22 protein-coding genes are annotated in these 21800 nt (G+C 50.9%); 12 read left to right on the top strand and 10 right to left on the bottom strand.

Features of this window, described 5'->3' with window-relative positions:
• Positions 1-10: 10 nt before the first annotated feature.
• From C2M35_RS12855 to mgtE, 11 genes are all read left to right on the top strand, one after another.
• Positions 11-979, top strand: a complete 969-nt coding sequence (locus tag C2M35_RS12855) for a KpsF/GutQ family sugar-phosphate isomerase (RefSeq protein WP_105200054.1) — start codon at positions 11-13, stop codon at positions 977-979.
• Positions 979-1530: a 3-deoxy-manno-octulosonate-8-phosphatase KdsC gene (gene kdsC, locus C2M35_RS12850; protein WP_105214884.1), complete on the top strand. Its 552-nt coding sequence runs from the start codon at positions 979-981 to the stop codon at positions 1528-1530. The genes C2M35_RS12855 and kdsC overlap by 1 nt, the downstream gene beginning before the upstream one ends.
• A complete protein-coding gene (gene lptC / locus C2M35_RS12845; RefSeq protein WP_105200052.1) occupies positions 1527-2081 on the top strand; it encodes an LPS export ABC transporter periplasmic protein LptC in 555 nt (184 codons plus the stop codon). Before kdsC ends, lptC begins: the two co-directional genes overlap by 4 nt.
• On the top strand, positions 2071-2601 hold the full coding sequence (lptA, locus tag C2M35_RS12840; protein WP_105200051.1) for a lipopolysaccharide transport periplasmic protein LptA: 531 nt from the start codon (positions 2071-2073) through the stop codon (positions 2599-2601). Before lptC ends, lptA begins: the two co-directional genes overlap by 11 nt.
• Positions 2598-3323, top strand: a complete 726-nt coding sequence (gene lptB, locus C2M35_RS12835; protein WP_105214886.1) for an LPS export ABC transporter ATP-binding protein — start codon at positions 2598-2600, stop codon at positions 3321-3323. The genes lptA and lptB overlap by 4 nt, the downstream gene beginning before the upstream one ends.
• Positions 3324-3346: 23 nt before the next feature.
• Positions 3347-4837: an RNA polymerase factor sigma-54 gene (locus tag C2M35_RS12830; protein ID WP_105265520.1), complete on the top strand. Its 1491-nt coding sequence runs from the start codon at positions 3347-3349 to the stop codon at positions 4835-4837.
• 25 nt (positions 4838-4862) lie between these two features.
• Positions 4863-5150 carry a ribosome hibernation promoting factor gene (gene hpf / locus C2M35_RS12825; RefSeq protein ID WP_022945550.1) on the top strand — a complete coding sequence of 96 codons (288 nt, stop codon included), beginning with the start codon at positions 4863-4865 and terminating at the stop codon, positions 5148-5150.
• Position 5151: 1 nt separating this feature from the next.
• Positions 5152-5598, top strand: a complete 447-nt coding sequence (gene ptsN, locus C2M35_RS12820) for a PTS IIA-like nitrogen regulatory protein PtsN (protein ID WP_105200049.1) — start codon at positions 5152-5154, stop codon at positions 5596-5598.
• Between the two features lie 119 nt (positions 5599-5717).
• On the top strand, positions 5718-6563 hold the full coding sequence (gene rapZ, locus C2M35_RS12815; protein ID WP_105200048.1) for an RNase adapter RapZ: 846 nt from the start codon (positions 5718-5720) through the stop codon (positions 6561-6563).
• A 5-nt stretch (positions 6564-6568) separates the two neighbouring features.
• Complete coding sequence (locus C2M35_RS12810) at positions 6569-6835, top strand: HPr family phosphocarrier protein (RefSeq protein WP_105200047.1); 267 nt, start codon at positions 6569-6571, stop codon at positions 6833-6835.
• Positions 6836-6946: 111 nt separating this feature from the next.
• Positions 6947-8305 carry a magnesium transporter gene (gene mgtE, locus C2M35_RS12805; RefSeq protein WP_105200046.1) on the top strand — a complete coding sequence of 453 codons (1359 nt, stop codon included), beginning with the start codon at positions 6947-6949 and terminating at the stop codon, positions 8303-8305.
• Positions 8306-8364: 59 nt separating this feature from the next.
• Here the strand turns inward: mgtE and C2M35_RS12800 are convergent, their stop codons facing one another.
• Positions 8365-8781, bottom strand: a complete 417-nt coding sequence (locus C2M35_RS12800) for a VOC family protein (RefSeq protein ID WP_105257865.1) — start codon at positions 8779-8781, stop codon at positions 8365-8367.
• Between the two features lie 136 nt (positions 8782-8917).
• On the bottom strand, positions 8918-10267 hold the full coding sequence (gene pmbA, locus C2M35_RS12795; protein WP_105214890.1) for a metalloprotease PmbA: 1350 nt from the start codon (positions 10265-10267) through the stop codon (positions 8918-8920).
• A 191-nt stretch (positions 10268-10458) separates the two neighbouring features.
• Between pmbA and yjgA the strand changes: the two genes are divergently transcribed.
• The gene (gene yjgA / locus C2M35_RS12790; RefSeq protein WP_105200043.1) at positions 10459-10971 is read left to right on the top strand and encodes a ribosome biogenesis factor YjgA; all 513 of its coding nucleotides are present in this window, start codon (positions 10459-10461) and stop codon (positions 10969-10971) included.
• A 61-nt stretch (positions 10972-11032) separates the two neighbouring features.
• Here yjgA and tldD read toward each other — a convergent pair whose 3' ends face one another.
• The 8 genes from tldD to C2M35_RS12750 are packed head-to-tail and all read right to left on the bottom strand — an operon-like array spanning position 11033 to position 21538.
• Positions 11033-12472 (bottom strand): metalloprotease TldD, encoded by a 1440-nt coding sequence (gene tldD, locus C2M35_RS12785; protein ID WP_105265519.1) that lies wholly within the window; start codon positions 12470-12472, stop codon positions 11033-11035.
• The gene (locus C2M35_RS12780; protein WP_442792760.1) at positions 12469-13296 is read right to left on the bottom strand and encodes a carbon-nitrogen hydrolase family protein; all 828 of its coding nucleotides are present in this window, start codon (positions 13294-13296) and stop codon (positions 12469-12471) included. The genes tldD and C2M35_RS12780 overlap by 4 nt, the downstream gene beginning before the upstream one ends.
• Positions 13296-17144, bottom strand: coding sequence for a YhdP family protein (locus C2M35_RS12775; RefSeq protein ID WP_105265517.1), 3849 nt, complete (start codon positions 17142-17144; stop codon positions 13296-13298). The genes C2M35_RS12780 and C2M35_RS12775 overlap by 1 nt, the downstream gene beginning before the upstream one ends.
• Positions 17144-18616, bottom strand: coding sequence for a ribonuclease G (gene rng, locus C2M35_RS12770; RefSeq protein ID WP_105257868.1), 1473 nt, complete (start codon positions 18614-18616; stop codon positions 17144-17146). The genes C2M35_RS12775 and rng overlap by 1 nt, the downstream gene beginning before the upstream one ends.
• Position 18617: 1 nt before the next feature.
• On the bottom strand, positions 18618-19175 hold the full coding sequence (locus C2M35_RS12765; RefSeq protein WP_199774427.1) for a Maf family protein: 558 nt from the start codon (positions 19173-19175) through the stop codon (positions 18618-18620).
• 2 nt (positions 19176-19177) lie between these two features.
• On the bottom strand, positions 19178-19654 hold the full coding sequence (mreD, locus tag C2M35_RS12760) for a rod shape-determining protein MreD (protein ID WP_105200037.1): 477 nt from the start codon (positions 19652-19654) through the stop codon (positions 19178-19180).
• Positions 19647-20495 carry a rod shape-determining protein MreC gene (gene mreC, locus C2M35_RS12755; protein WP_105265516.1) on the bottom strand — a complete coding sequence of 283 codons (849 nt, stop codon included), beginning with the start codon at positions 20493-20495 and terminating at the stop codon, positions 19647-19649. Before mreC ends, mreD begins: the two co-directional genes overlap by 8 nt.
• Complete coding sequence (locus C2M35_RS12750; RefSeq protein WP_105200035.1) at positions 20495-21538, bottom strand: rod shape-determining protein; 1044 nt, start codon at positions 21536-21538, stop codon at positions 20495-20497. Before C2M35_RS12750 ends, mreC begins: the two co-directional genes overlap by 1 nt.
• Positions 21539-21800 lie beyond the last annotated feature (262 nt).

The following is a 21800-nucleotide window of genomic DNA, read 5'->3' as shown; positions in this document are numbered from 1 at the left end:
GTAAGCGTATATGACACAAAGCTACATCGCTTCCGCCCAGCGGGTGATAGAGACAGAAGTTCTTGCCCTTCAAGAACAGCTACAACATCTGGACGAGCAGTTTATTCAGGCCTGTGAGCTAATGAAGGCCTGCGCCGGACGCATTATCGTGGTCGGCATGGGCAAGTCAGGTCATATCGGCAACAAGATAGCCGCCACCCTGGCCAGTACAGGCACCCCGGCCTTTTTTGTGCACCCGGGAGAAGCCAGTCACGGAGATTTAGGCATGATCACCGCCCAGGATGTGGTGTTATTGATCTCTAACTCCGGCGAGACTCATGAGATTGTCAGCATCATCCCTGTGATTAAGCGCATTGGCGCAACCTTGGTGGCCATGACAGGCAACGCCCAGTCAAGCATGGCTACCCTGGCGGATCTGCATATCTGCATCGGCGTTTCTCAGGAAGCCTGCCCCTTGGGCCTGGCTCCCACCGCCAGTACCACGGCCACTTTAGCCATGGGCGATGCCATCGCCGTTGCCCTGCTCGAAGCCAAGGGCTTTACCGCCGATGACTTTGCTTTATCCCACCCCGGCGGCAGCCTGGGTAAACGTTTATTGCTAACGCTTAACGACGTTATGCACAGCGGTGATAGCGTACCGCGTTCGCATCAATCACAAAGCATTAAAGAAGCCTTGTTGGAAATTTCCAGCAAGGGCCTGGGCATGACGGCTGTTATAAACGATGAGCAACAACTGGTTGGACTCTTTACCGATGGCGACCTGCGCCGAGTGCTGGAGCAACGCATCGATATCCATAGCACCGCCCTGCTCGAGGTGATGACACCAAATTGCACTACGGCCACCGCTAATATGCTGGCCGCCGAGGCACTTAATATCATGGAACAAAAGCGTATCAACGGTCTGATCGTCATCGATCAGGATAGTCGCCCCATTGGCGCCCTGAATATGCAAGACCTACTGCGTGCAGGAGTGCTCTAATGCAATTTTCCGATTTGTATCAGCCCATAGAGCAAGATGCTTGGCAAAGAGCGCAGGCGGTAAAATTGCTTATCTGCGATATCGACGGCGTGTTTTCCGACGGCCGTATTTATTTGGGCAATCAGGGTGAAGAGCTCAAAGCCTTTAACACCAAAGACGGCTTTGGCATTAAGGCGCTGCTTAATAGCGGTACTCAGGTGGCGGTGATCACCGGCCGCCAGTCACAAATAGTGCAAACCCGCATGGAAAGCCTGGGCGTCCCTTATATTTATCAGGGCCGTGAGCATAAACTCGATGCCTATGCCGAACTCAAGCAAACCCTTAATCTAAGTGATGAGCAGGTTGCCTATATAGGTGACGATGGCCCGGATTTGCCGGTAATGGAAAAAGTAGGTTTTGCCGTGGCCGTTAATGACGCGCACCCCTTGGTAAAGCGCGTTGCTCACTACACTACTATGCTGCCAGGTGGCTTTGGTGCGGTGCGCGAACTCACCGACCTGCTGATACTGGCCAAGGGCGGCAGCCTGGGCACCGAGGGCACCAGCTCATGAATATGGCGCGGGTGCTGATATCCATCGTTTTTATTGCGCTTATGGCCTGGCTATGGGCGCCCTATTATATGCAATCGGAAAAAACGGTAAAAAGCAGCAGCGATGCCATTTCTATCCCGGATTATATTGCCACCGGACTAAGACAAAGCAGCTATAACGATCAGGGGGCGTTAAGCCACACCGTCTATGCTGAACATATGGAGCTCTTCGACGAGCTGGGTTTTACCCACTTCAAGAAGCCGGTATTTACCCTCTATAACGACGGTGAACGTTGGCGTGTAACCGCCGATGAGGCGACGCTCTACAATAATAATATTTTGATCTTGGAAACCAACGTCATCGCCACCAATTTAATACCAGGGGCAATGATCGAAAAGGTCCAAGCAGCAGCTATCCAAATAGACATTGATGCCCAACGTATGGAATCGGAACAAAGTGTTGAGCTCAGGGGGCCGGATCTACTGATCACAGGTCAGGGCTTGAAAGCGGATATCAATACAGAGATAGTGGAACTAATAAAACATACGCGAACGGTATATTATGACCAGTAAATTCAAAGCATTAATCATAGGTTTGGGGTTCGGACTAGGCGCTGTAAATGCCTGGGCAGAGCAACCAGCCACGGTGACGGAAGTACAGATCGACGCCGATAAGCAGCAGGCGCTGATCAAAGAAAACATCACCATTTTTGATAAAAATGTGCACATTGTTCATGGTCAACGAGAAATCAAGGCGGATCGCCTTGAGGCCCACCGTCGCCCTGAGTTAGGTGATAACAAGCAGCTGCTTATTGCCACCGGCAACCCGGCCATCTACAGTGAAACCATGGACGATGGTACGCAAATCACCGCTTCCGCTAAGGAAATCCGCTACGATGTAGCCACGCAAATGCTACAGATTTCCGGCACCGCCAAAATTGCCATGGCCGATCAACAGATCGTCGCCGAGACGATCAGCTATGATATAAACAAGCAGCTGATCAGTGCCGAAAAAGATAAAGATTCGAGCACCCGTGTAAGAACCACGCTCACACCGCAAAATGACGAGCAAAAAGAGAAGGGACAACCATGACCACGCTGAAGGCGCAAAAGCTGGCAAAAAGCTATAAAGGCCGTGAAGTGGTCAAGGATGTGGGCCTGGAAGTCAAAGCCGGCAGCATAGTCGGCTTGCTTGGCCCCAACGGCGCCGGTAAAACCACTACCTTCTATATGATTGTGGGTCTGGTACCAAGCGACAAGGGTGTGATCAGCATCGATGAGCAGGATATCACCCTGCTGCCCATGCATTCACGCGCCCGTTTAGGCATAGGTTATTTGCCGCAAGAGTCTTCTATTTTCCGTAAATTAACCGTCTATCAGAACCTGATGGCTATTTTGGAAACCCGTAAGGACCTGGATAAAAGCGGCCGTGAAAGCGAGCTCGAAGGTCTGCTGGACGAATTTAATATTCAGCATATTCGTGAGTCATTAGGCATGGCCCTGTCCGGCGGCGAACGCCGTCGTGTGGAGATTGCCCGCGCCCTCGCCGCTAACCCGAAATTTATTCTGCTCGACGAACCTTTTGCTGGTGTTGACCCTATTTCGGTGCTAGATATTAAGAAAATCATTGAACACCTCCGCAACCGTGGTATTGGCGTTCTTATTACCGATCACAATGTGCGCGAAACATTAGATGTATGTGAAACTGCCTATATCGTCTCCCATGGCGAGCTAATCGCATCAGGAACTCCCCAACAGGTATTAGCAGATCAAACAGTACGCGATGTGTATTTAGGTGAGCAGTTTAGACTTTAATCACAAAAGGATTGTTAGAGTACATGAGGCAATCATTACAGCTGCGTCTAGGCCAGCAATTAACAATGACCCCACAATTGCAGCAGGCTATCCGCCTGTTGCAGCTCAGTACTTTGGATCTCCAACAAGAAATTCAAGAAGCGCTTGATGCCAACCCCTTGCTCGAAATCGAAGAAGAGCATTACGGCGATAGTGACCTGCCACGCGATAAAAATTCGGCGGCCGACAGCGATAGCGACATTCAAAGCAATAACAGCACAAGCAATCAGGACGAAGTTGAAAGCAGCGACGCCCTTAACAATGACTCGATCAGCGATGAGCTGCCCATGGATGTATCCTGGGACGAGTACATCAGTGCCGCCCCGGTTGCATCTGGGCCCATGCCCGATGACGAGTCTATTTACCAAGGCGAAACCACAGAAACCTTGCACGATTACCTGATGTGGCAATTACGCCTCACCCCGTTTAGCGCCATAGATGAAGCCATTGCTACCGCGATTATCGAAGCCATCGACGACAACGGCTTACTTACCGTTAGCACCGAGGACTTGCTCGAAAGCATCAACCATGATGAGCTGGAAGAAGAGATTGAACTCGACGAAATAGAGGCCGTTCTTAAGCGAGTTCAAATGTTTGATCCCATTGGTATTGGCGCCCGCTCACTACAAGAGTGCTTGTTGATCCAGCTCAAGCAATTTTCGCCTCAAACCCCTTGGCTTAACGAGACGAAAGAGGTAGTTTGTAATTATATTGATTTGCTTGGTAACCGTGACTACCGCACCTTAATGAAAAAGACTAAGCTTAAAGAAGCCCAGTTGAAAGAGGTGATGACACTGATACACAGCCTGAATCCCAAGCCCGCCGCGACCATAGTGCGCGAAGAGTCGGAGTATGTGATCCCGGATGTATCGGTGAAGAAGGTCAAGGGTCGCTGGAAGGTGGAATTAAACCCCGACAGCATGCCGAAGATACGTGTCAACGATCACTACGCATCCCTGGGTCGCAACTGCAAATCACAAAGTGACAGCCAATTTATTCGCTCTCACTTGCAAGAGGCAAAATGGTTTATAAAGAGCCTGGAGCAACGCAATGACACCTTACTTAAAGTAACTAATTGCATTGTTCAGCAACAACAGGCATTCTTTGAACATGGCGAAGAAGCAATGAAGCCAATGGTCCTTAACGACGTTGCAGAAATGGTGGAAATGCACGAGTCAACAATCTCTCGTGTTACCACACAAAAATACATGCACACGCCACGTGGGATCTTTGAGTTAAAGTACTTTTTCTCCAGCCATGTGAATACCGAGAATGGAGGTGAATGCTCATCCACAGCGATTAGAGCATTGATCAAAAAGCTAGTAGCCGCGGAAAATCCTGTAAAACCGTTAAGCGATAGCAAGATTACCGACATACTAGCAGAGCAAGGAATCAAAGTGGCTCGACGAACGATTGCAAAATATCGTGAATCGTTGGCCATACCACCGTCAAATCAACGTAAAAGCTTGATATAGACGTTAGACAAGAAGGAAAATGCTTATGCAATTAAATCTTACCGGTCGTCATGTAGAAATCACAGACTCTCTTCGCAACTATGTAAATAGTAAATTTGCCAAATTAGAGCGTCACTTTGACCACATTAATAATGTGCATGTTATTCTTGATATCGAGAAACTCACACAAAAAGCAGAAGCAACACTTCATGTAAACGGCGGCGAACTGTTTGCCACCGCAGAGCATCAGGATATGTACGCGGCGATCGATGGCTTAATTGACAAATTAGACCGCCAGGTAATCAAACATAAAGAGAAATTGTCTCGTCATTAAAATGAGCTTAGATTTACTTTTTTCCAAGGACTGCAGCAAGGCTGCGGTCCTTTTTAATAGCAAAAAAAGAATGTTGGAATACCTCTCTCAGGTAGCACACCAACATATCCCCCACCTCAGTGAGCAAGCTATACTGGATTCCCTTCTGGCTCGTGAAAAGCTTGGCAGCACTGGCATAGGGAAAGGGGTTGCCATTCCACACGGTCGCCTTGAAGGCATAGAGAATACCCTGGCCATTATCGTCACCAACCGTGAAGCCATCAATTTTGACGCCATCGACAATCGCCCCGTTGATATTTTTGTGGCGCTGCTTGTACCAGGCGATCAATGCGATCAACATCTCAAGACCTTGGCGAAAATTGCTGATAAACTTAAAGATAAACAATTCTGTAAGCAGCTAAGATCGGTCACCAGTGACCAGGAACTGTACCAGTTAATGGTTGCCTAGGGCACCACATGGGAAGTTCGATTGAAAAATTCGACTGAAAAGTGCGACTGAGAAGTTCGATTGATAAGTTCGAGTGTTTAACTTTAATGCCAGCATATGGCTCGGCAAGGGGTGGATAAATGGATTTGATTATTGTCAGTGGGCGCTCCGGTTCCGGTAAATCCGTCGCCCTGCATGTACTTGAAGATCTCGGCTACTATTGTGTCGATAATATCCCGGTCAACCTATTGCCCGCCCTGGTGCGCAGCGTTTCCGACAATTACGATAAAATTGCCGTCAGCATAGACGTTCGTAACCTTCCCAAAGAAGAACAAGAATTCAGCGATATCTTAGGTTACCTACCAGAATTTTCACAACCGACACTGTTTTACCTCGACAGTGACGAGCAGACCCTGATCAAACGCTTTTCAGAAACCCGACGCCTGCACCCGCTGTCGATGCAAAACCTGCCTCTAGACTTGGCCATCCGCGAAGAAAAACAACTACTGGATGTGTTGATCACTCACGCCAACTTTATCATTGATACCAGTGAGTTAAGTGTTCACCAGTTGGCCGAGATGATACGAGAAAAGGTACTAGGTAAAAAAGATAAGCAACTGCTTATCACCTTTGAATCCTTCGGTTTTAAACACGGCATCCCAAAAAATGCCGACTATGTGTTCGATGCCCGCTTTTTACCTAACCCACATTGGGAGCCGGAACTTAAGCCCTTAACCGGCCTAGATCAACCGGTCAAAGACTACCTTGCCAGCCATAGCATAGTGCAAAAATTTACCTGGCAAATTCAAACCTTCGTGCAAACCTGGTTACCTCATTTAGAGCGTAATAACCGCAGCTATCTGACCATAGCCATAGGCTGTACCGGTGGCCAGCACCGCTCTGTGTATCTGGCGCAAACTTTGGGCGAGCGCTTTATGGACTCTCACCCTAACGTGAAAATCCGCCATCGCGAGCAGGAGGGCTAGACTTGATGGAAGCCACCTTTGTTATTCAAAACAAGCTGGGGTTGCACGCCCGTGCCGCCTCACAGCTGGCACAATTGGCAATGAACTTTGATGCCAAGATCACCCTGTATCAGGGTGAGAAAAGCGCCGAGGCCGACAGCGTCCTCGCCTTACTCTTGCTCGAAAGCGGCCAAGGCAAGGAAGTCAAAGTGGTGTGCGAGGGCAACGACGAAGAAGGTGCTCTGGCTGCCATTGGGCAGTTAATCGCAGAAAAGTTTCACGAACAAGAATAGCTCCCTCATTTACCTTTGGTATCTTAGTCTGAGTTAAGGTAAACTTACTAAGCGCTTGTAAGTGCTCGCTTATCGGTGCGTTTCTTCCATTTTTATCGACAAGGGAAGCCTATGCCTGAAGCCTATGAACAAGAAAATCCGCTGCAACCACTTCAAGAGATCACTGAAGCACTCAATAGCGGCCAATTTGTTCATGTACGTCGGCTTCTAGCAAAAACAGCGCCCTGTGACACCGCCCTTTTACTCGAATCATCGCCGCATAAAACCCGTTCCAAGCTTTGGGCCTTAGTCGACCCCGACGTTCAGGGTGACGTGCTCGAAGAGCTGTCTGAAGACGTGCGTCTTAGCATTATTGCGCGCATGGAGCCGGAGCACATTGCCGCGGCGACCGAAGATATGGACGACGATGATCTCGGTGAAGTACTGCGAAGCCTGCCGGAGCCCGTTTATAAAGACGTAATCGAGGCGATGGACAGCCAAGATCGAGACAGGGCAACCACGGCGCTGTCTTATCAGGAGCGCTCGGCCGGGGCCTTGATGAACACGGATACCGTGACCATACGCCCGGACGTATCCATCGATGTGGTGTTGCGTTACCTGCGCCTAAAAGGCGAATTACCAGAGGGCACGGATGAGCTCTACGTGGTCGATAAAGACAACTGCTTTTTGGGCTCACTGCCACTTACCGCCTTGTTAACCAATATGCCCGACGCCATAGTGCGCGAGGTAATGGACGAGGAATGCGAAGTCATTCCCATTAGCATGGACGAGTCGGAAGTGGCTCAACTGTTCGAACGTCATAACTGGATCTCAGCCCCGGTAGTGGATGATCAAGCCCATCTGCTCGGTCGTATTACCATCGATGATATCGTTGATGTTATCCGTGAAAGTGCCGAGCACAGCATGTTAAGCCTGGCCGGTCTTGATGATGAAGAAGATACCTTTGCGCCGGTTGTGAAAAGTACCAAGCGACGCTCTATCTGGCTGGGTGTAAACCTGCTTACCGCCATGTTGGCGGCCTTTGTCGCAAGTTTCTTCGAAACCACCCTGGGTATTTTACCCTTCTTAGCCGTGCTTAACGGCATAGTGCCGTCCATGGGTGGCGTTGCCGGCTCGCAGACCCTGACTCTGGTTATTCGTGGTATGGCCCTAGGCCATGTCAATGAGACCAACCAAAAATTCCTACTGACCAAGGAGCTGGCCATCGGTGCCTTAAACGGCGTGTTGTGGGCGATACTCATAGGCAGTGCCATAGCCTTGTGGAAATGGGATATCACCATAGGTCTGGTGATTGCCTTTGCCATGTTTATGAACCTGCTGGCCGCCGGTATCGCCGGTGCGGTGGTCCCGCTTATTCTCAAGCGCATGAATATCGACCCAGCCCTGGCGGGTAATGTGGTATTAACTACGGTCACGGATATAGTCGGTATATTCGCCTTCCTCGGCACCGCGACCTGGTTCTTGATCTAGCCAAACGAGCCGTATCACAAAGACAAGGCCCAGATTTATCTGGGCTTTTTCGTATTCTCTCAAAGCTCATTATTACGCAGCTCGGGAATATCCGTCAGGTATTGCACAAACTCCACCTCAAAACCCGCCGGATCTAGAAAGTAAACATTGCGACGATAGGGGTTATCCATCCCGTCTTTGGCAATAGCAAAGCCCGCCTGCTGCAAGCGCTCTATCACCCCATCGATATCCTGAGTGACATAGGCGAAATGCGCCAAGCCGGGTTGATGCCCTTCCAGATCACGATTAACCCCCTCGCCGTTATCGCTCAGGGCAATGTAGTGGTAGTCATCGCCAAAGTGCAGCCAATTGCGCGGTTTACCGGACCAGGTACCTTCTCCCTTGCTGCGTACCTGCCAGTGCGGGAAGGCGGCGCGATAAAAACGCAGCGACTCATTGATATCCGTGACCACTAAATTTACATGCTCTAAGTACATAGCTCTCTCCTAATTTGGTTTTCATTTTTTAACTTAGGAAAGACTTTAAAACCTCAACTTAAGTTAAGGTAAAGCGCAAAATGAAAAAAAGCGCCCATAAGGCGCTTTAAAATTATTCGAGAAATAGATGCTTGAGTTACTCGCCGGCTATCTGCATTTGCTCAATAAGCACTGAGCCGGTAAGCACACCACCGCGCGGGTCGATGTCACCACCTATGCCGACTATGCCCTTAAACATGTCTTTCAGGTTACCGGCTATGGTAATTTCACTCACCGGATACTGAATTTCGCCGTTTTCAACCCAGAATCCGGCGGCACCGCGGGAGTAATCACCGGTCACTGTATTAACGCCCTGGCCCATCAGCTCGGTCACCAATAAACCACGACCCATCTGCTTCAGCAGCGCCTTTAAATCCTGGTGCGTTTGTTCCACCAGCCAGTTATGAATGCCACCGGCGTGACCGGTTGCCGTCATACCCATTTTGCGGGCCGCATAGCTGGCCAGAAGATAGGTTTTTAGCTCACCGCCGTGAATAATTTCACGGTCCTGAGTTTTTACCCCTTCTGAATCAAAGGGTGACGAGGCAAAGCCTTTAAGCAAGTGCGGGCGCTCACTAATATTAACTATATCGCTGAACACCTTAGTATTTAGGCTATCAAGCAAGAAGCTGGATTTGCGATACAGGGCGCCACCACCAATGGCTCCTACCAGGTGGCCAAACAAGGAGTTAGCCACATCGGCACGGAAAATCACCGGTACCTTCATGGTGCCCAGCTTTTGGCTATTTAATCGCGCCAGGGTTTCGCTGGCCGCTTCCAGGCCCACTTCGCTGGCCGCCTTTAAACCGCTTTGTTCACGAGCTATGGTGTAGGCCGAGTCGCGTTGCATTTGCTCCCCTTCCTGACCTATCACCATGGTGCTTATGCTATGGCGGGTACGGGGGAAACCAGCCAGCATGCCATGGCTGTTACCATATACGCGCAGGCCCTGATGGCTGCTAAAACTGGCGCCATCGGAATTCACTATGCGCGGGTCGAAGTTTAGCGCCGCGTGCTCCGCTTCCTGACAAATTTCAATGCCTTGTTCCGGCGTTACCTGCCAAGGATGATAAAGGTCCAGATCCGGCGGGCTCATTTCTAACAATTCGGCATCGGCCAAACCATTGCAAGGGTCTTCCGAGGTGTATTTGGCAATTTCAATGGCCTTTTCCACCACGGAACGCAAGGCTTGTGGACTTAGGTCTGCGGTCGATGCCGAGCCCTTTTTATTACCCACATAAACACTCACACCTAAGCCACCATCTTGGTTAAATTCGATGGTTTCTACTTCGCCCAAACGGGTGCTCACCGACAAGCCGCTGGTACTCGACATCGCCGCTTCGGCCGCCGTGGCGCCGAGCTTTTTGGCCTGCTCTAAGACTTCACTGACGGCCTCTTTTACTTCGTCGATTTGCTGGTAAATCGCCGCAGATTCGTTTTCTTGCATAATTCGTTTCGCTCTTGAATCTAATGACCCTAGCCTACCACAAAGCCTCACACTAATTTAGCGTCAGTTACGCTTTGTTATTTGTTTCTGCCTTACAGGCGGTGCTGCCGCGATTTTATCTGTGCAATTTTCCGACCACTTACCCAAACGAATTGGTATAATAACGACAAAGTGCATTATTCGAGACCAGTATGGCCAAAAAACCGCAACCCGAAGAAGAGATTATTTACGTATCTAAAAGCGAGCTTAAGCGCGATGCCATGGAATACCATGAGCTAGGCATAGAGATTGCCAACCTGTCTAAAAAGCAACGCGAGAAGCTTCCACTTAGTCCCGACTTGGAAGCGGCGATGGACCTGGCCGATCGTTTAAAGGATAAAAAGGACGCCTACCGTCGACACTTAAACTATATTGCCAAAACCCTTCGCAGCACCACCAATGTCGAAGACATTCACCAGGCAATGGCTATTATCACCAATAAGAACAACCAGAAAGACGTGATCATCAATCATATCGAGCAAACTCGTGATGATCTAATCGCCCAGGGCGACGCCGGTCTTAATCCCTTGCTGGAGACCTACCCGCAACTGGAACGCCAACGTATGCGCCAGCTTATTCGCCAGGCGGCGAAAGAGGTTAAGCAGGAAAAACCGGGCAAGGCCTTCAAAGAGCTATTTCAGATCCTTAAAGATCTGATGCTTTAGAGCCGACCTCTTAAAACGCAAAAAGGCAGCCATGGCTGCCTTTTTTCGTTGTTTACCTACCTTAGGCGGTACCGCCCACGGTAAGCTGGTCAATTTTCAGCGACGGCTGACCCACGCCAACCGGTACACTTTGACCGTCCTTACCACACACGCCCACGCCCTTATCCAGCTCAAGGTCGTTGCCGACCATGGAGATTTGCTTCATTACCTCAGGGCCGTTACCTATCAGGGTCGCGCCCTTAATCGGCGTGGTGATCTTACCGTTTTCGATCAAATAGGCCTCGGAAGCCGAGAACACAAACTTACCCGAGGTAATGTCTACCTGACCGCCGCCGAAGTTAGGCGCATAGATGCCCTTATCGACCGAGGAGATAATATCCGCCTGTGAATGTTCACCGGCCAACATATAGGTGTTGGTCATGCGCGGCATAGGCAGATGAGCATAAGACTCACGACGACCATTACCGGTAGGTGCCACCCCCATCAGCTTGGCGTTATGCTTATCCTGCATATAGCCCTTAAGGATGCCGTTCTCAATCAGCACGTTATAACCGGCAGGCGTACCTTCATCATCGATATTTAATGAACCACGACGAGCGGCCATGGTGCCGTCATCAACCACGGTACAAAGCTCGGAGGCCACCTGTTGACCTACCTTACCGCTAAAGGCCGATGCCCCTTTACGGTTGAAGTCACCTTCCAGGCCATGACCTACCGCTTCATGCAGTAGCACGCCCGGCCAACCTGCGCCCAATACCACTGGCATGGTGCCCGCCGGAGCATCTATGGCTTCAAGGTTTACTCGCGCCATGCGCACCGCATCCTCGGCGTAGTGCATCCAACGCGGCTTACCTTCGACCAACTCTTTAAAGTAGTGAAAATCTGTGCGACCGCCGCCGCCGGCACCGCCGCGCTCACGGCGGTCGCCCTTGGTCAGCAATACGGAGCAATTCAAGCGCACCAGTGGGCGAATATCCGTAGCAAAGGTACCATCACTGGCGGCAATCAAAACCTCTTCATAAACCGCCGACATGGAGCTGACCACCTGCTCAACCTCTGGAGCCAATTGACGGATATAGTCTTCCACTTCATGCAGCAGGGCCACCTTGTCCGCGTCCTTCATGCTTTGAATGGGCTGCATGGGCTCAAACTGGCGCTTTACATCCTGCTCGCTAAAGACTTGTACCTTGCCATCCTGACCGGCATCGGCAATGCTGCGCGCGGCCATGGCGGCATTATTAATGGCCTCAAGATTGATAGCATCGGAATAGGAAAAGCCGGTTTTCTCGCCGCTGATGGCGCGCACGCCAACACCACGCTCAATGTTGTAGCTGCCTTCTTTTACCAGGCCATCTTCCAATACCCAGGACTCGTTATAGCTGGACTGGAAATACAGGTCGGCATAATCCACCTTGTGCTGGTGAATATAGGCCAGGGCTTTGGCGAGATCATCACGGTCAATATGACTCTGGGTTAAGAGATTGTGCTCTACTTGGCTCATAAAATTACTTTTCTCGCTTGGCGGTGAGCGGCCATCGGCATGCGCTCACGGCATTGATTTAATTCGTTGCTGTCGAGGGCGGCGCTTATCCACCCTTGGCCATGATCTAGCTCGGCGAGGATCTCGCCCCAGGGCGACACTATCACACTGTGACCATAGGTTTCGCGGCCATTATCATGGCTTAGCTCGGTGCCATTACGGCCATATAAACCGGCGGCCACCACATAGGCCTGGCTTTCGATGGCGCGGGCCCGCAGCAGGGTATGCCAGTGGGCACGCCCGGTGGGCACGGTAAAGGCACTGGGAACAAGCAGCACATCGGCGCCTTGTTGCACTTGCGCCCGATATAATTCACTAAAGCGCATATCATAACACACACTGAGTCCCAGCCGGGCAAAAGGCGTGTCGGCCACGACGACTTGCTCGCCAGGCTGGGTATGCTTGGACTCGCGATAATTCCCCGTGCTGTCGGCAACGGTCACATCGAAAAGGTGAATTTTATTGTACTGGGCGCGCTCGACGCCTTGGTTGTCGATAAGCAAGGAAGCGGCATAATAGCGACCGCTGGCGCTCATCACGGGCAAGGTACCGGCGGCCAGCCAAATATTTTCCTTCCGGCATAGCTGTGCCAGACGTTGACGCCAGGCTTGATGCTGCTCGGCAACGGCCAGCACCTGCTCGCTTTGTTTGGCAAAGCACAGCCAACTCTCAGGTAAGCACACCAGAGCGGGACGCTGCGGCGGCAGTTCGGCTATCAAGGCCTGTACCGCGGCAAAGTTCACTTCCGGGTCGCTTTGAGCACACACTTGCAAGGCATGAATAATCACTGTGGTTGTGGCTCCAGATCGCCCTCTTCTGGCGGTTCATTTTGCGCCGCCTGAGGCAAGGTCACTTCACGACTCTTACGGTCAAGCTCAATCACCTCAGGATCGCTCATGGGGCCACTGATTTTAAACTTAATCTCGGAGATCACCCGCGCCGAGTGGATCACCTTATCCAGAGCTAAAGCTGCTAGGCCCGTTACCGGGTTAACCATCCAGGCCACAATCACCGGCAGGCTGGAGGTTACCTGCGGCGCCACCGACAAATCGTAATTAAGAGTCTGGTTATTCAGATCCGCATACCCTTGAATACTTAAATCTGCCGGCACACCATCCATTTTCGTGTCCTTGGTATAGGCAATACCGCTGGCCAGCTGCATGCTGCCTTCCATGCTGTTGTAGAAAAAGCCCTTGGCGAAAACATCGCGAAAATCCAGTTTCAGTTTACGCACCAGTGAGTCCAAGCTCAGCAATGAAAATACCCGGGCACCGCCGTCGCTGATCTCGCTTAAATGTCCTTCCCCTAGACGCCATTCGATATTGCCACCCAAACTGGCGATATCGAAATCATAGGGCGCTGCTCGCCAATGCAAGGCGAAATCCATGCTGGCGTTAGAGTCCTGGAGCGTTGAAGTAATATCGAATTCATCGAACAGCTCGCCGATATCATCACTGTTAAACTCTCCTTGCAGCGCCGTTTGCCCGTCTCGCCAGATACCATCGGCACGTAAGGTATGCTCGCCCTTATCGACTAGGATATTTTTAATATTAAGTTGCTGGCCATCCCCTTCAAAAGCCATGCTTACCTTATCCAGCTGGTATTGATTGAGGCGACAGTCGTCGCAGTCAAAGCGCACCGCCGGTAGACGGGCTAGCCAGCTAAGGTCTTCCTCAGGCAGCTCAAGCGCTTGCTCGGCCAATGCATTTTCCAGCTCGTTCTGGGGCTTTTGTTCCGTAGGCACATTGGCTCGTAAGTAATCGGCTTGAATATGAATATCGCGCTGTTGCTCCCCCGTAGGGATATCAACACGCGCTCTTAATTCTTTGGCGTTCAGCTTTAAATCCATGGCTCCTGGCGTTGGAGTCAGAGTAAATTCCAGCTCGTTGAAAGGCACTGGGCCCAACTGCGCCTGGCCTATCTGCCCAACTACCTTATTGAATTTGGGCATTACCGAGTTGCCGTTCGCAGGGCGACTCGAAACATTGATAATATTGTCGATAACAGGTTGCCAGGCCAACACATCCGCCTTAGGCAGGTTTACCGTAACATCAAAGCCCTGCTGATTCAGGCCAAGGTTTTGCTCACCGACTATCAGGTGAGCGCTACTCATCTGCCCACTGCCATTATCTAAGATGCCATTGAAATACAGCTGACCATCGAGCTCAGCCATAATTAAGTTAGAAATATCATCGCCTTGGATCAGCGCATTAAGGGGTAAGACCTCTTGCGCCTGTTTGTTATAGGGTGCCGGTAGGCTGCTGGTGATGCCGATAAGATCGCTTTGTACATGAGCCTCATAATTAAAGCCTTGCGCCCCGAATTTCAGTTGAAGCTGAGCATTCAGCGGCGTTTTTCCTTGCAACTGAGGCGCCAGCAAGCCATTTAGGTGCTGCTCTAGCTTGGCAGTATCCGCCTCCAGGCTCAGCTCAATATTGGTGTTATAGCTGTCACCTTCCTGCGCCCCTAACAGGCTGATGGTGAGCGGCATGCCCTGCCAACTGGCACTGGCCTCTTTAATCTCAATGTGATCATTGGCAAAGCTCAAACGACCACGTAAGTCTTCGAGGTTTAAACCGGGCTGAGCCAGATACACAGGGTTGCCGGCAAATTCCACATCGCCCTTTGCCAGCACACCACCGTCCTTAAGGTCGATTTGCAGCTGTAACTGTCCGGCAATACTGCCCTTTGCCTGAATCACATCAAATACGGTCGCCAGTGGCTTAGCCAATGGCGTATCGGCAAAAAACGGCTGTAATTCTGGGGCGTCGACCTGCTCGTCAATATCGATAAACAGGGTATCCGCATTGAGCAAGTCTTCCAGGTAGACATGCACGCTGCTGTCCAGGCTTAAATTTAATAACTCCCCTTCCCGGCTGTAGATATCCATGCGCTGATTATCAAAGTTCAGGCTCACTCCTATCTCGTCAAGGGCTGGCCACTGGGGGGCGAAGGCGAATTTGGCGTTGTCGACTTCGGCCTTAACAACAAAGCGGCCCTGATTTTCTGTGTAGGGAAACTCGGCAATCGGCCCCTGCATCAGCACCTGAGCAAAGCGCATGTCACCGCCCTTAATGGCGCCATTGAGGTAGTCGATCAAATTTTTGTGCATATAGGGCACGGGAAAATAAGCCCCGGCGCTGGCGGCGCTGCCACCGCTGATCTCAGCATAGAGGTCAAGATTAGGCTGAGCCTCTAGGTGCAAGGCAAATTCGCTCACCAGTTGCAGGTCGTCATTGTTTAAGCGCACATTATCGCTTTCAATCGACCAATAATCGCCATGGTTATAAAAGGCAATTTCCGCCACCAGTTGTTGATAGGCCAGCGGCTGACTAAAGGTGTCGCCGGTAAGCAGGTGATTATCACTCCCCTGTACGCTTAGCAGGCCTTTTTCATTGGTAATATGCGCTGTGGCACTGAGGTCTTGCGCCCCAGGAATACCATAAATGCCGGACCAGCCGAGATGCTCGGCGGCAAACCATAAGCGCCATTTATCGGCGTTTTGCCAATGGAAATAACCTTCATTGATAAAGCCTTGCGGCTGAATGGAAAGCAAGCCTTGTAGGGCCTCGCCCTTGGCCAAACGAGCAAAGGTGGAGACCATGGAGATATCCAAATCCTGCACCCAGACCTGTTGCTCATCGCTAAACAAGGCATCGAAAATCAGCGGTGACCATTGGAACTGCTCGTCGCTAAGCTGCAGTCCGGATGTACGCACTCGCCAGCCCTTGGCTTGCGGGTGAATTCGTACCATGCCTTGCTGCAATTCAAGGTATTCATCCTGCTCGCCATTACGCCAGGATAACTTGCTCGGATGGGTTAACAGCTGCACATCGGTCAGGCGCCCACCGGCAAAATGCAACCAAGACTCAATGTTTAAATCCGACTGCAGCTCTTTAAGTTCGGGGTGCAGATAGTCGTTTAACCAGCCGGAAACATCCAGACCTTGAGCCTGCACATAAAGATCCCCATACACCCCGGCCAGGGTTTCACCGGATAGCTTAAGCCGTGCTTCCAAAGAGTTCTGTTCAATGCCGGGCAGGCTTACCTGCCCCTCGGCATAATGCCCGTCGATGCGGTTTTCCCACACCAAATTTTCTAACAAGATTCTATGATTACGATTATCCAGGCTGATGATATTAAGCTCGCTCTCCTCTATGGCAAAATGCCCTGAGGCGCCGAGGAAGAGGCTCTCGATCAGCGCTTGCTGCTGTGAGTTATTATTGCTTTGCTGATTGGCAAACAGTTGCCGAGCGTCAATTTTGGCCTTAAAGCCATTAAGCACAAAATAGTTAGAGCGTAACTGTCTGTGCAGCAGGGATTGCCACAAATTGATATGGAGGCGGGTTTGCGCCACGCTGACGCTGATGGGGGCTTGGGCGTTATCGGCAAAGCCCACTTCGTTAACCACCAGGGCCGGGCCATTGCCCTGCCAACTGGCACTAAGCGAACCTATGGAGATATCGGCATTCAGCTGCTCGCCAAGAAACTGCTCGACCTCGACACGGTAATCGTTGGCATAAGGCAAGCTGTATTTTAGCAACGACACAAGCACGGCCAACAGCACTAAAATTATGGCGCTGAGTTGCCAAATTTTTGTGACGCAAAAAAAGCAAACCGACCTGGCGTTCACTACATCATCACCACATCGAACTGCTCTTGGCTATACAGGTTTTCGGTTTGAATAATCACTTGTTTACCAATAAAGAGTTCTAGCTCGGCAAGATTGTGATATTCATCGTTTATCAGCGCTTCACTGACGGCCGCTGAGGCGTACACCATAAATTTGTCGGCATCATAGGCGCGGTTGACGCGCACAATCTCACGGAGGATTTCATAACAGACGGTTTCCACCGTTTTCAACGAGCCCCGACCGGCACAGGATGGACACACACCGCAGAGAATATGCTCCAGGCTTTCCCGGGTGCGTTTGCGGGTCATTTCCACCAGCCCCAGTGCCGATAAGCCATTGATATTGGCCTTGGCTCTATCCTTAGACAACGCCTGCTCTAAAGAGTGCAATACCCGCCTTTTGTGCTCATCGGAGATCATATCGATAAAGTCGATAATTATGATGCCGCCCAGATTACGCAGTCGCAACTGACGCGCAATGGCACTGGTGGCTTCGATATTGGTGTTGAAGATCGTTTCTTCTAGATTGCGATGACCAACAAAGGCGCCGGTATTCACATCCACCGTGGTCATGGCCTCGGTCTGATCGATAATAAGATATCCGCCGGACTTCAGCTCTACCTTGCGGTGCAGTGCCTTTTGAATCTCGTTTTCGACATCAAAAAGATCAAAAATGGGGCGCTCACCGGGGTAGTATTCCAGCACTTTATGAAGGTGCGGCACAAACTCTTCGGTAAAGCTCACCAGCTCCTGATAAGTCAGCTTGGAGTCGACACGAATGCGCTCCATATCCTCGCCAACGTAATCACGCAGGGTACGAAACGCCAGCTTTAAGTCTTCGTGCAATATGCTTTCTTTACGCGTCTTTTTACGCTTATCGACTATTTTCAACCACAGCTTTTTAAGGAATTCGGCATCATGCTTAAGCTCGTGCTCGCTCGCCCCTTCGGCGGCGGTGCGCACAATAAAGCCACCGTTTTCATCATTATACTGAGCCACTATGTCTTTTAAACGCTGGCGCTCCTCATCGCTTTCGATGCGTTGGCTGACGCCCACGTGTGTGGCGTCCGGCATAAACACCAGATAACGTGAAGGAATGGTGATGTCCGTGGTTAATCGGGCACCCTTGGTGCCGATAGGGTCTTTAACCACCTGCACCATAATATGCTGGCCCTGACGCACCAACTCGCGAATATCCTGCACCTTTTTCACCGGCTGCTCGTCGAGCCCGTCTTCAAAGGAGGCGCTGTTGACTATGTCGGAAGCGTGTAAAAATGCTGCTTTGTCTAGGCCGATATCGACGAAGGCTGCCTGCATACCGGGCAATACGCGACTCACCTTACCGAGATAAATATTACCGACGATACCGAGATTGCCGATGCGCTCAACCTGGATCTCTTGCAGCACGCCATTTTCTATTAAGGCGACGCGACTCTCACTGGGAGTCACATTGATAAGTAATTCTGAGCTCATGCTAAAATTCAGCTAGTAATTTTTGTGTCTCATACAAAGGTAACCCCATCACCGCAAAATAGCTACCGCTAAGGTGGGTGACAAAAGCGCCCGCACGCCCTTGAATGCCGTAGCCTCCGGCCTTGTCATAGGGTTCACCGCTGTGCCAGTAGGCGGCTATTTCCGCCTCGCTCAGGGTCTTGAAAGTGACCTGAGTGCTGACCACCACACTGCTTGTATGCTCTGTGTCTGCCAAAGCCACCGCGGTCAAAACCTCATGGCTGCGGCCACTGAGCAGCCGCATCATGGCAGCAAAATCATCAAAATCATGGGGCTTACCCATGATTTGTTCGTCGCACACCACTACTGTGTCACTGCCAAGCACAGGACGGTCATGATAGCCCAGGGCAACGCCGGTCTCCGCCTTAAGACGAGCCAGACGCTCCACCAGCGCCAGAGCGCTTTCACCGGCCAAGGGACGTTCGTCCGCATCCACGGAAAACTGTTCAAATTCAACGCCCAGTTGCGCTAAAAGCTCGCGGCGCCGGGGCGACTGCGAAGCAAGATAAATTGGCTTCATGATTAACGGATCCGAAAATGACGGCGGTATTTACGCAGCAACAGGAACAACCAGGGCCAACAAATGGCACCGGTTAACACCGGCCACAGGTATTGCGGCGAAAAGTAGACATCCAAAAGAAAGTGATGGAGCCAGAACTGCAGCAGATGATGCAAGGCCAGGAACACGGCTACTAATAAGCCTTGCTGCCAAATGGAAAAATTACGCAGCTTTTGATAATTACTGGCGGTAATGTAAATGGTCACCGCATAAGTCAGCGAATGCACTCCAAGCGGAGAGCCGGTGGCCAAATCAATGATCAAGCCGGTTAGCCAGGCGGTGCCTATATTGACGCGATGCGGCAAGGCTAATGACCAATACATTAAGACCAAAAGCACCCAGTCGGGACGAAACGCTTCCATGGAAATCGGTAAGGGCATTAGCGCCATTACCAAGGAGAAAAAGACGCTTAAGATAATGAGCCCATATTGCTTACTCATCGATCTTTACCTCTTGCATCTGGGGTGTATCGGTTAACACCAGCAATAGTCGAATGCGGTCGAGCTGCGCCACCGGCTGCGCGTAGATTTGCGCAAAGGGGCGACCCTCATCACGATTGATATGGGTGACCACGGCAACCGGATAACCTTCGGGAAAACGCTCGCCAAGCCCAGAGCTTAATAACACATCACCGATACGAATATCCAAGCTATGAGGCACATGAGAAAGTTTAACACTGGAGATCTTACCCATGCCTTCAACCACTGTGCGCACATTGTTGCGCAGCACCCGCACCGGCGTGGCATGAGTGGTATCTGTCAGCAACAAGACGCGACTGGTACTGGCGCCGACCTGGATCACCTGGCCGACCACACCCAACTCATCTATTACCGCCAAGCCTTCACGCAGGCCATCCGAAGTTCCTTTATTGATCACCACCTGGTGACTGTAAGGATTCGAGTGCACGGATAAAACCTGGGCCACCAGCTTACCTTGCTGCTGCCTCGGGTTTGAGCCTAATAAAGCACGCAGCTTTTCGTTTTCCTGCACCAAAAAGGCATATTGCTGCAGCTGTTCACTTTGCAACAATTGCTTGTTTTTCAGGGCTTCGTTTTCTTTTAGCAGTTGATCGCGGGAGGTCAGATTTTTAGCGCTGGTCGAAAGCAGCTCATAGGGAAGATTGGCCAGGTATAACAAGGGGCTGACCAGGGTATTAAGCGAGGTACGTACTGCTGTGCCGCCACTGGTGTAGCGATCACCAAGAATAAGAATAACACTAAGCACAACTGCGATGGTTAATCGCAGTTGCATTGAAATAGTGCGACCAAATAATAAATTCATTAGTCGTAGCTAAATACGTCACCACCATGCATGTCGATCATTTCCAGGGCCTTACCGCCCCCACGCGCAACACAAGTAAGTGGGTCGTCGGCTACCACAACCGGAATACCGGTTTCTTCCATTAGTAAGCGATCCAAGTCTTTCAGTAGTGCGCCACCGCCGGTCAATACCATGCCGTGAGCAGAAATATCCGATGCCAACTCTGGCGGCGATTGCTCCAGCGCCACCATTACCGCACTTACTATGCCCATCAATGGCTCTTGCAAGGCTTCGAGGATCTCGTGTGAGTTCAGAGTAAATGAACGCGGTACACCTTCGGCCAAGTTACGGCCACGTACTTCCATTTCTCTTACTTCGTCGGTCTTAAATGCCGAGCCTATCTCGTGCTTGATCTGCTCCGCCGTGGCTTCACCGATCAGGCTACCGAAGTTACGACGTACGTAGTTGATAATGGCTTCATCAAACTTATCACCACCGATACGCACCGATGAAGAATACACCACACCGTTCAGTGAGATAATGGCCACTTCTGTGGTACCACCACCGATATCGACCACCATGGAACCCGTTGCTTCAGATACCGGCAGACCGGCACCAATGGCTGCCGCCATCGGCTCTTCGATAAGATACACCTCACGAGCACCAGCACCCATGGCCGACTCGCGAATGGCGCGCTTTTCAACCTGAGTGGCACCACAAGGCACACAAATTAGAACGCGTGGGCTTGGGCGCAAGAAATTGTTGTTGTGCACTTGCTTAATAAAGTGCTGCAGCATTTTTTCGGTAACATAAAAATCGGCAATAACACCGTCTTTCATAGGGCGAATGGCTTTAATGTTGCCCGGGGTACGACCCAGCATTTGCTTGGCTTCCGTCCCTACCGAAGCCACACTTTTAGGTCCACCAGCACGCTCTTGACGAATGGCTACTACTGAAGGCTCGTTAAGGACGATACCTTCTTCTTTAACGTAAATCAGGGTATTCGCTGTCCCCAAATCGATCGATAGATCGTTGGAGAAAAGACCACGGAGTTTCTTGAACATGGGACTGGTTGACCTTTGAAAATTCTTATTATCTGAAAGCTTGGGACACTTTACCAATGCAACTGCGTCGCGGCAACATAAAGCTTGCATTGGTCTCTAAAAAACAGCACATTGAGCGCCGTAAATGCAAAACTTTGATGACATCTGTCGACATACGCATAAAGTAGTACATTTAAAAACTTACCCGCGGCAAGCCTAGTATAACCCCTTATCTCGCCACCGCTGGCGCTCATTGTCCACCTCTGCGCTTAACAGTCGCTGA

Source organism: Pseudoalteromonas sp. T1lg76 (assembly GCF_002964725.1).
Classification (GTDB): domain Bacteria; phylum Pseudomonadota; class Gammaproteobacteria; order Enterobacterales; family Alteromonadaceae; genus Pseudoalteromonas.
Note: the sequence above shows the minus strand (reverse complement) of the source record. Positions and strands in the feature narration are given on the sequence as shown.

Excerpts from the sequence above, each read along its gene's own strand:
- lptA (WP_105200051.1), top strand. The coding sequence starts at position 2,071 with ATGACCAGTAAATTCAAAGCATTAATCATAGGTTTGGGGTTCGGACTA.
- rapZ (WP_105200048.1), top strand. The coding sequence starts at position 5,718 with ATGGATTTGATTATTGTCAGTGGGCGCTCCGGTTCCGGTAAATCCGTC.
- mreD (WP_105200037.1), bottom strand. The coding sequence starts at position 19,654 with ATGAGTAAGCAATATGGGCTCATTATCTTAAGCGTCTTTTTCTCCTTG.
- C2M35_RS12750 (WP_105200035.1), bottom strand. The coding sequence starts at position 21,538 with ATGTTCAAGAAACTCCGTGGTCTTTTCTCCAACGATCTATCGATCGAT.
- lptC (WP_105200052.1), top strand. The coding sequence starts at position 1,527 with ATGAATATGGCGCGGGTGCTGATATCCATCGTTTTTATTGCGCTTATG.
- pmbA (WP_105214890.1), bottom strand. The coding sequence starts at position 10,267 with ATGCAAGAAAACGAATCTGCGGCGATTTACCAGCAAATCGACGAAGTA.
- kdsC (WP_105214884.1), top strand. The coding sequence starts at position 979 with ATGCAATTTTCCGATTTGTATCAGCCCATAGAGCAAGATGCTTGGCAA.
- C2M35_RS12765 (WP_199774427.1), bottom strand. The coding sequence starts at position 19,175 with ATGAAGCCAATTTATCTTGCTTCGCAGTCGCCCCGGCGCCGCGAGCTT.
- mgtE (WP_105200046.1), top strand. The coding sequence starts at position 6,947 with ATGCCTGAAGCCTATGAACAAGAAAATCCGCTGCAACCACTTCAAGAG.
- C2M35_RS12800 (WP_105257865.1), bottom strand. The coding sequence starts at position 8,781 with ATGTACTTAGAGCATGTAAATTTAGTGGTCACGGATATCAATGAGTCG.
- rng (WP_105257868.1), bottom strand. The coding sequence starts at position 18,616 with ATGAGCTCAGAATTACTTATCAATGTGACTCCCAGTGAGAGTCGCGTC.
- tldD (WP_105265519.1), bottom strand. The coding sequence starts at position 12,472 with ATGAGCCAAGTAGAGCACAATCTCTTAACCCAGAGTCATATTGACCGT.
- yjgA (WP_105200043.1), top strand. The coding sequence starts at position 10,459 with ATGGCCAAAAAACCGCAACCCGAAGAAGAGATTATTTACGTATCTAAA.
- mreC (WP_105265516.1), bottom strand. The coding sequence starts at position 20,495 with ATGAATTTATTATTTGGTCGCACTATTTCAATGCAACTGCGATTAACC.
- C2M35_RS12830 (WP_105265520.1), top strand. The coding sequence starts at position 3,347 with ATGAGGCAATCATTACAGCTGCGTCTAGGCCAGCAATTAACAATGACC.
- C2M35_RS12810 (WP_105200047.1), top strand. The coding sequence starts at position 6,569 with ATGGAAGCCACCTTTGTTATTCAAAACAAGCTGGGGTTGCACGCCCGT.
- ptsN (WP_105200049.1), top strand. The coding sequence starts at position 5,152 with ATGAGCTTAGATTTACTTTTTTCCAAGGACTGCAGCAAGGCTGCGGTC.
- hpf (WP_022945550.1), top strand. The coding sequence starts at position 4,863 with ATGCAATTAAATCTTACCGGTCGTCATGTAGAAATCACAGACTCTCTT.
- C2M35_RS12855 (WP_105200054.1), top strand. The coding sequence starts at position 11 with ATGACACAAAGCTACATCGCTTCCGCCCAGCGGGTGATAGAGACAGAA.
- lptB (WP_105214886.1), top strand. The coding sequence starts at position 2,598 with ATGACCACGCTGAAGGCGCAAAAGCTGGCAAAAAGCTATAAAGGCCGT.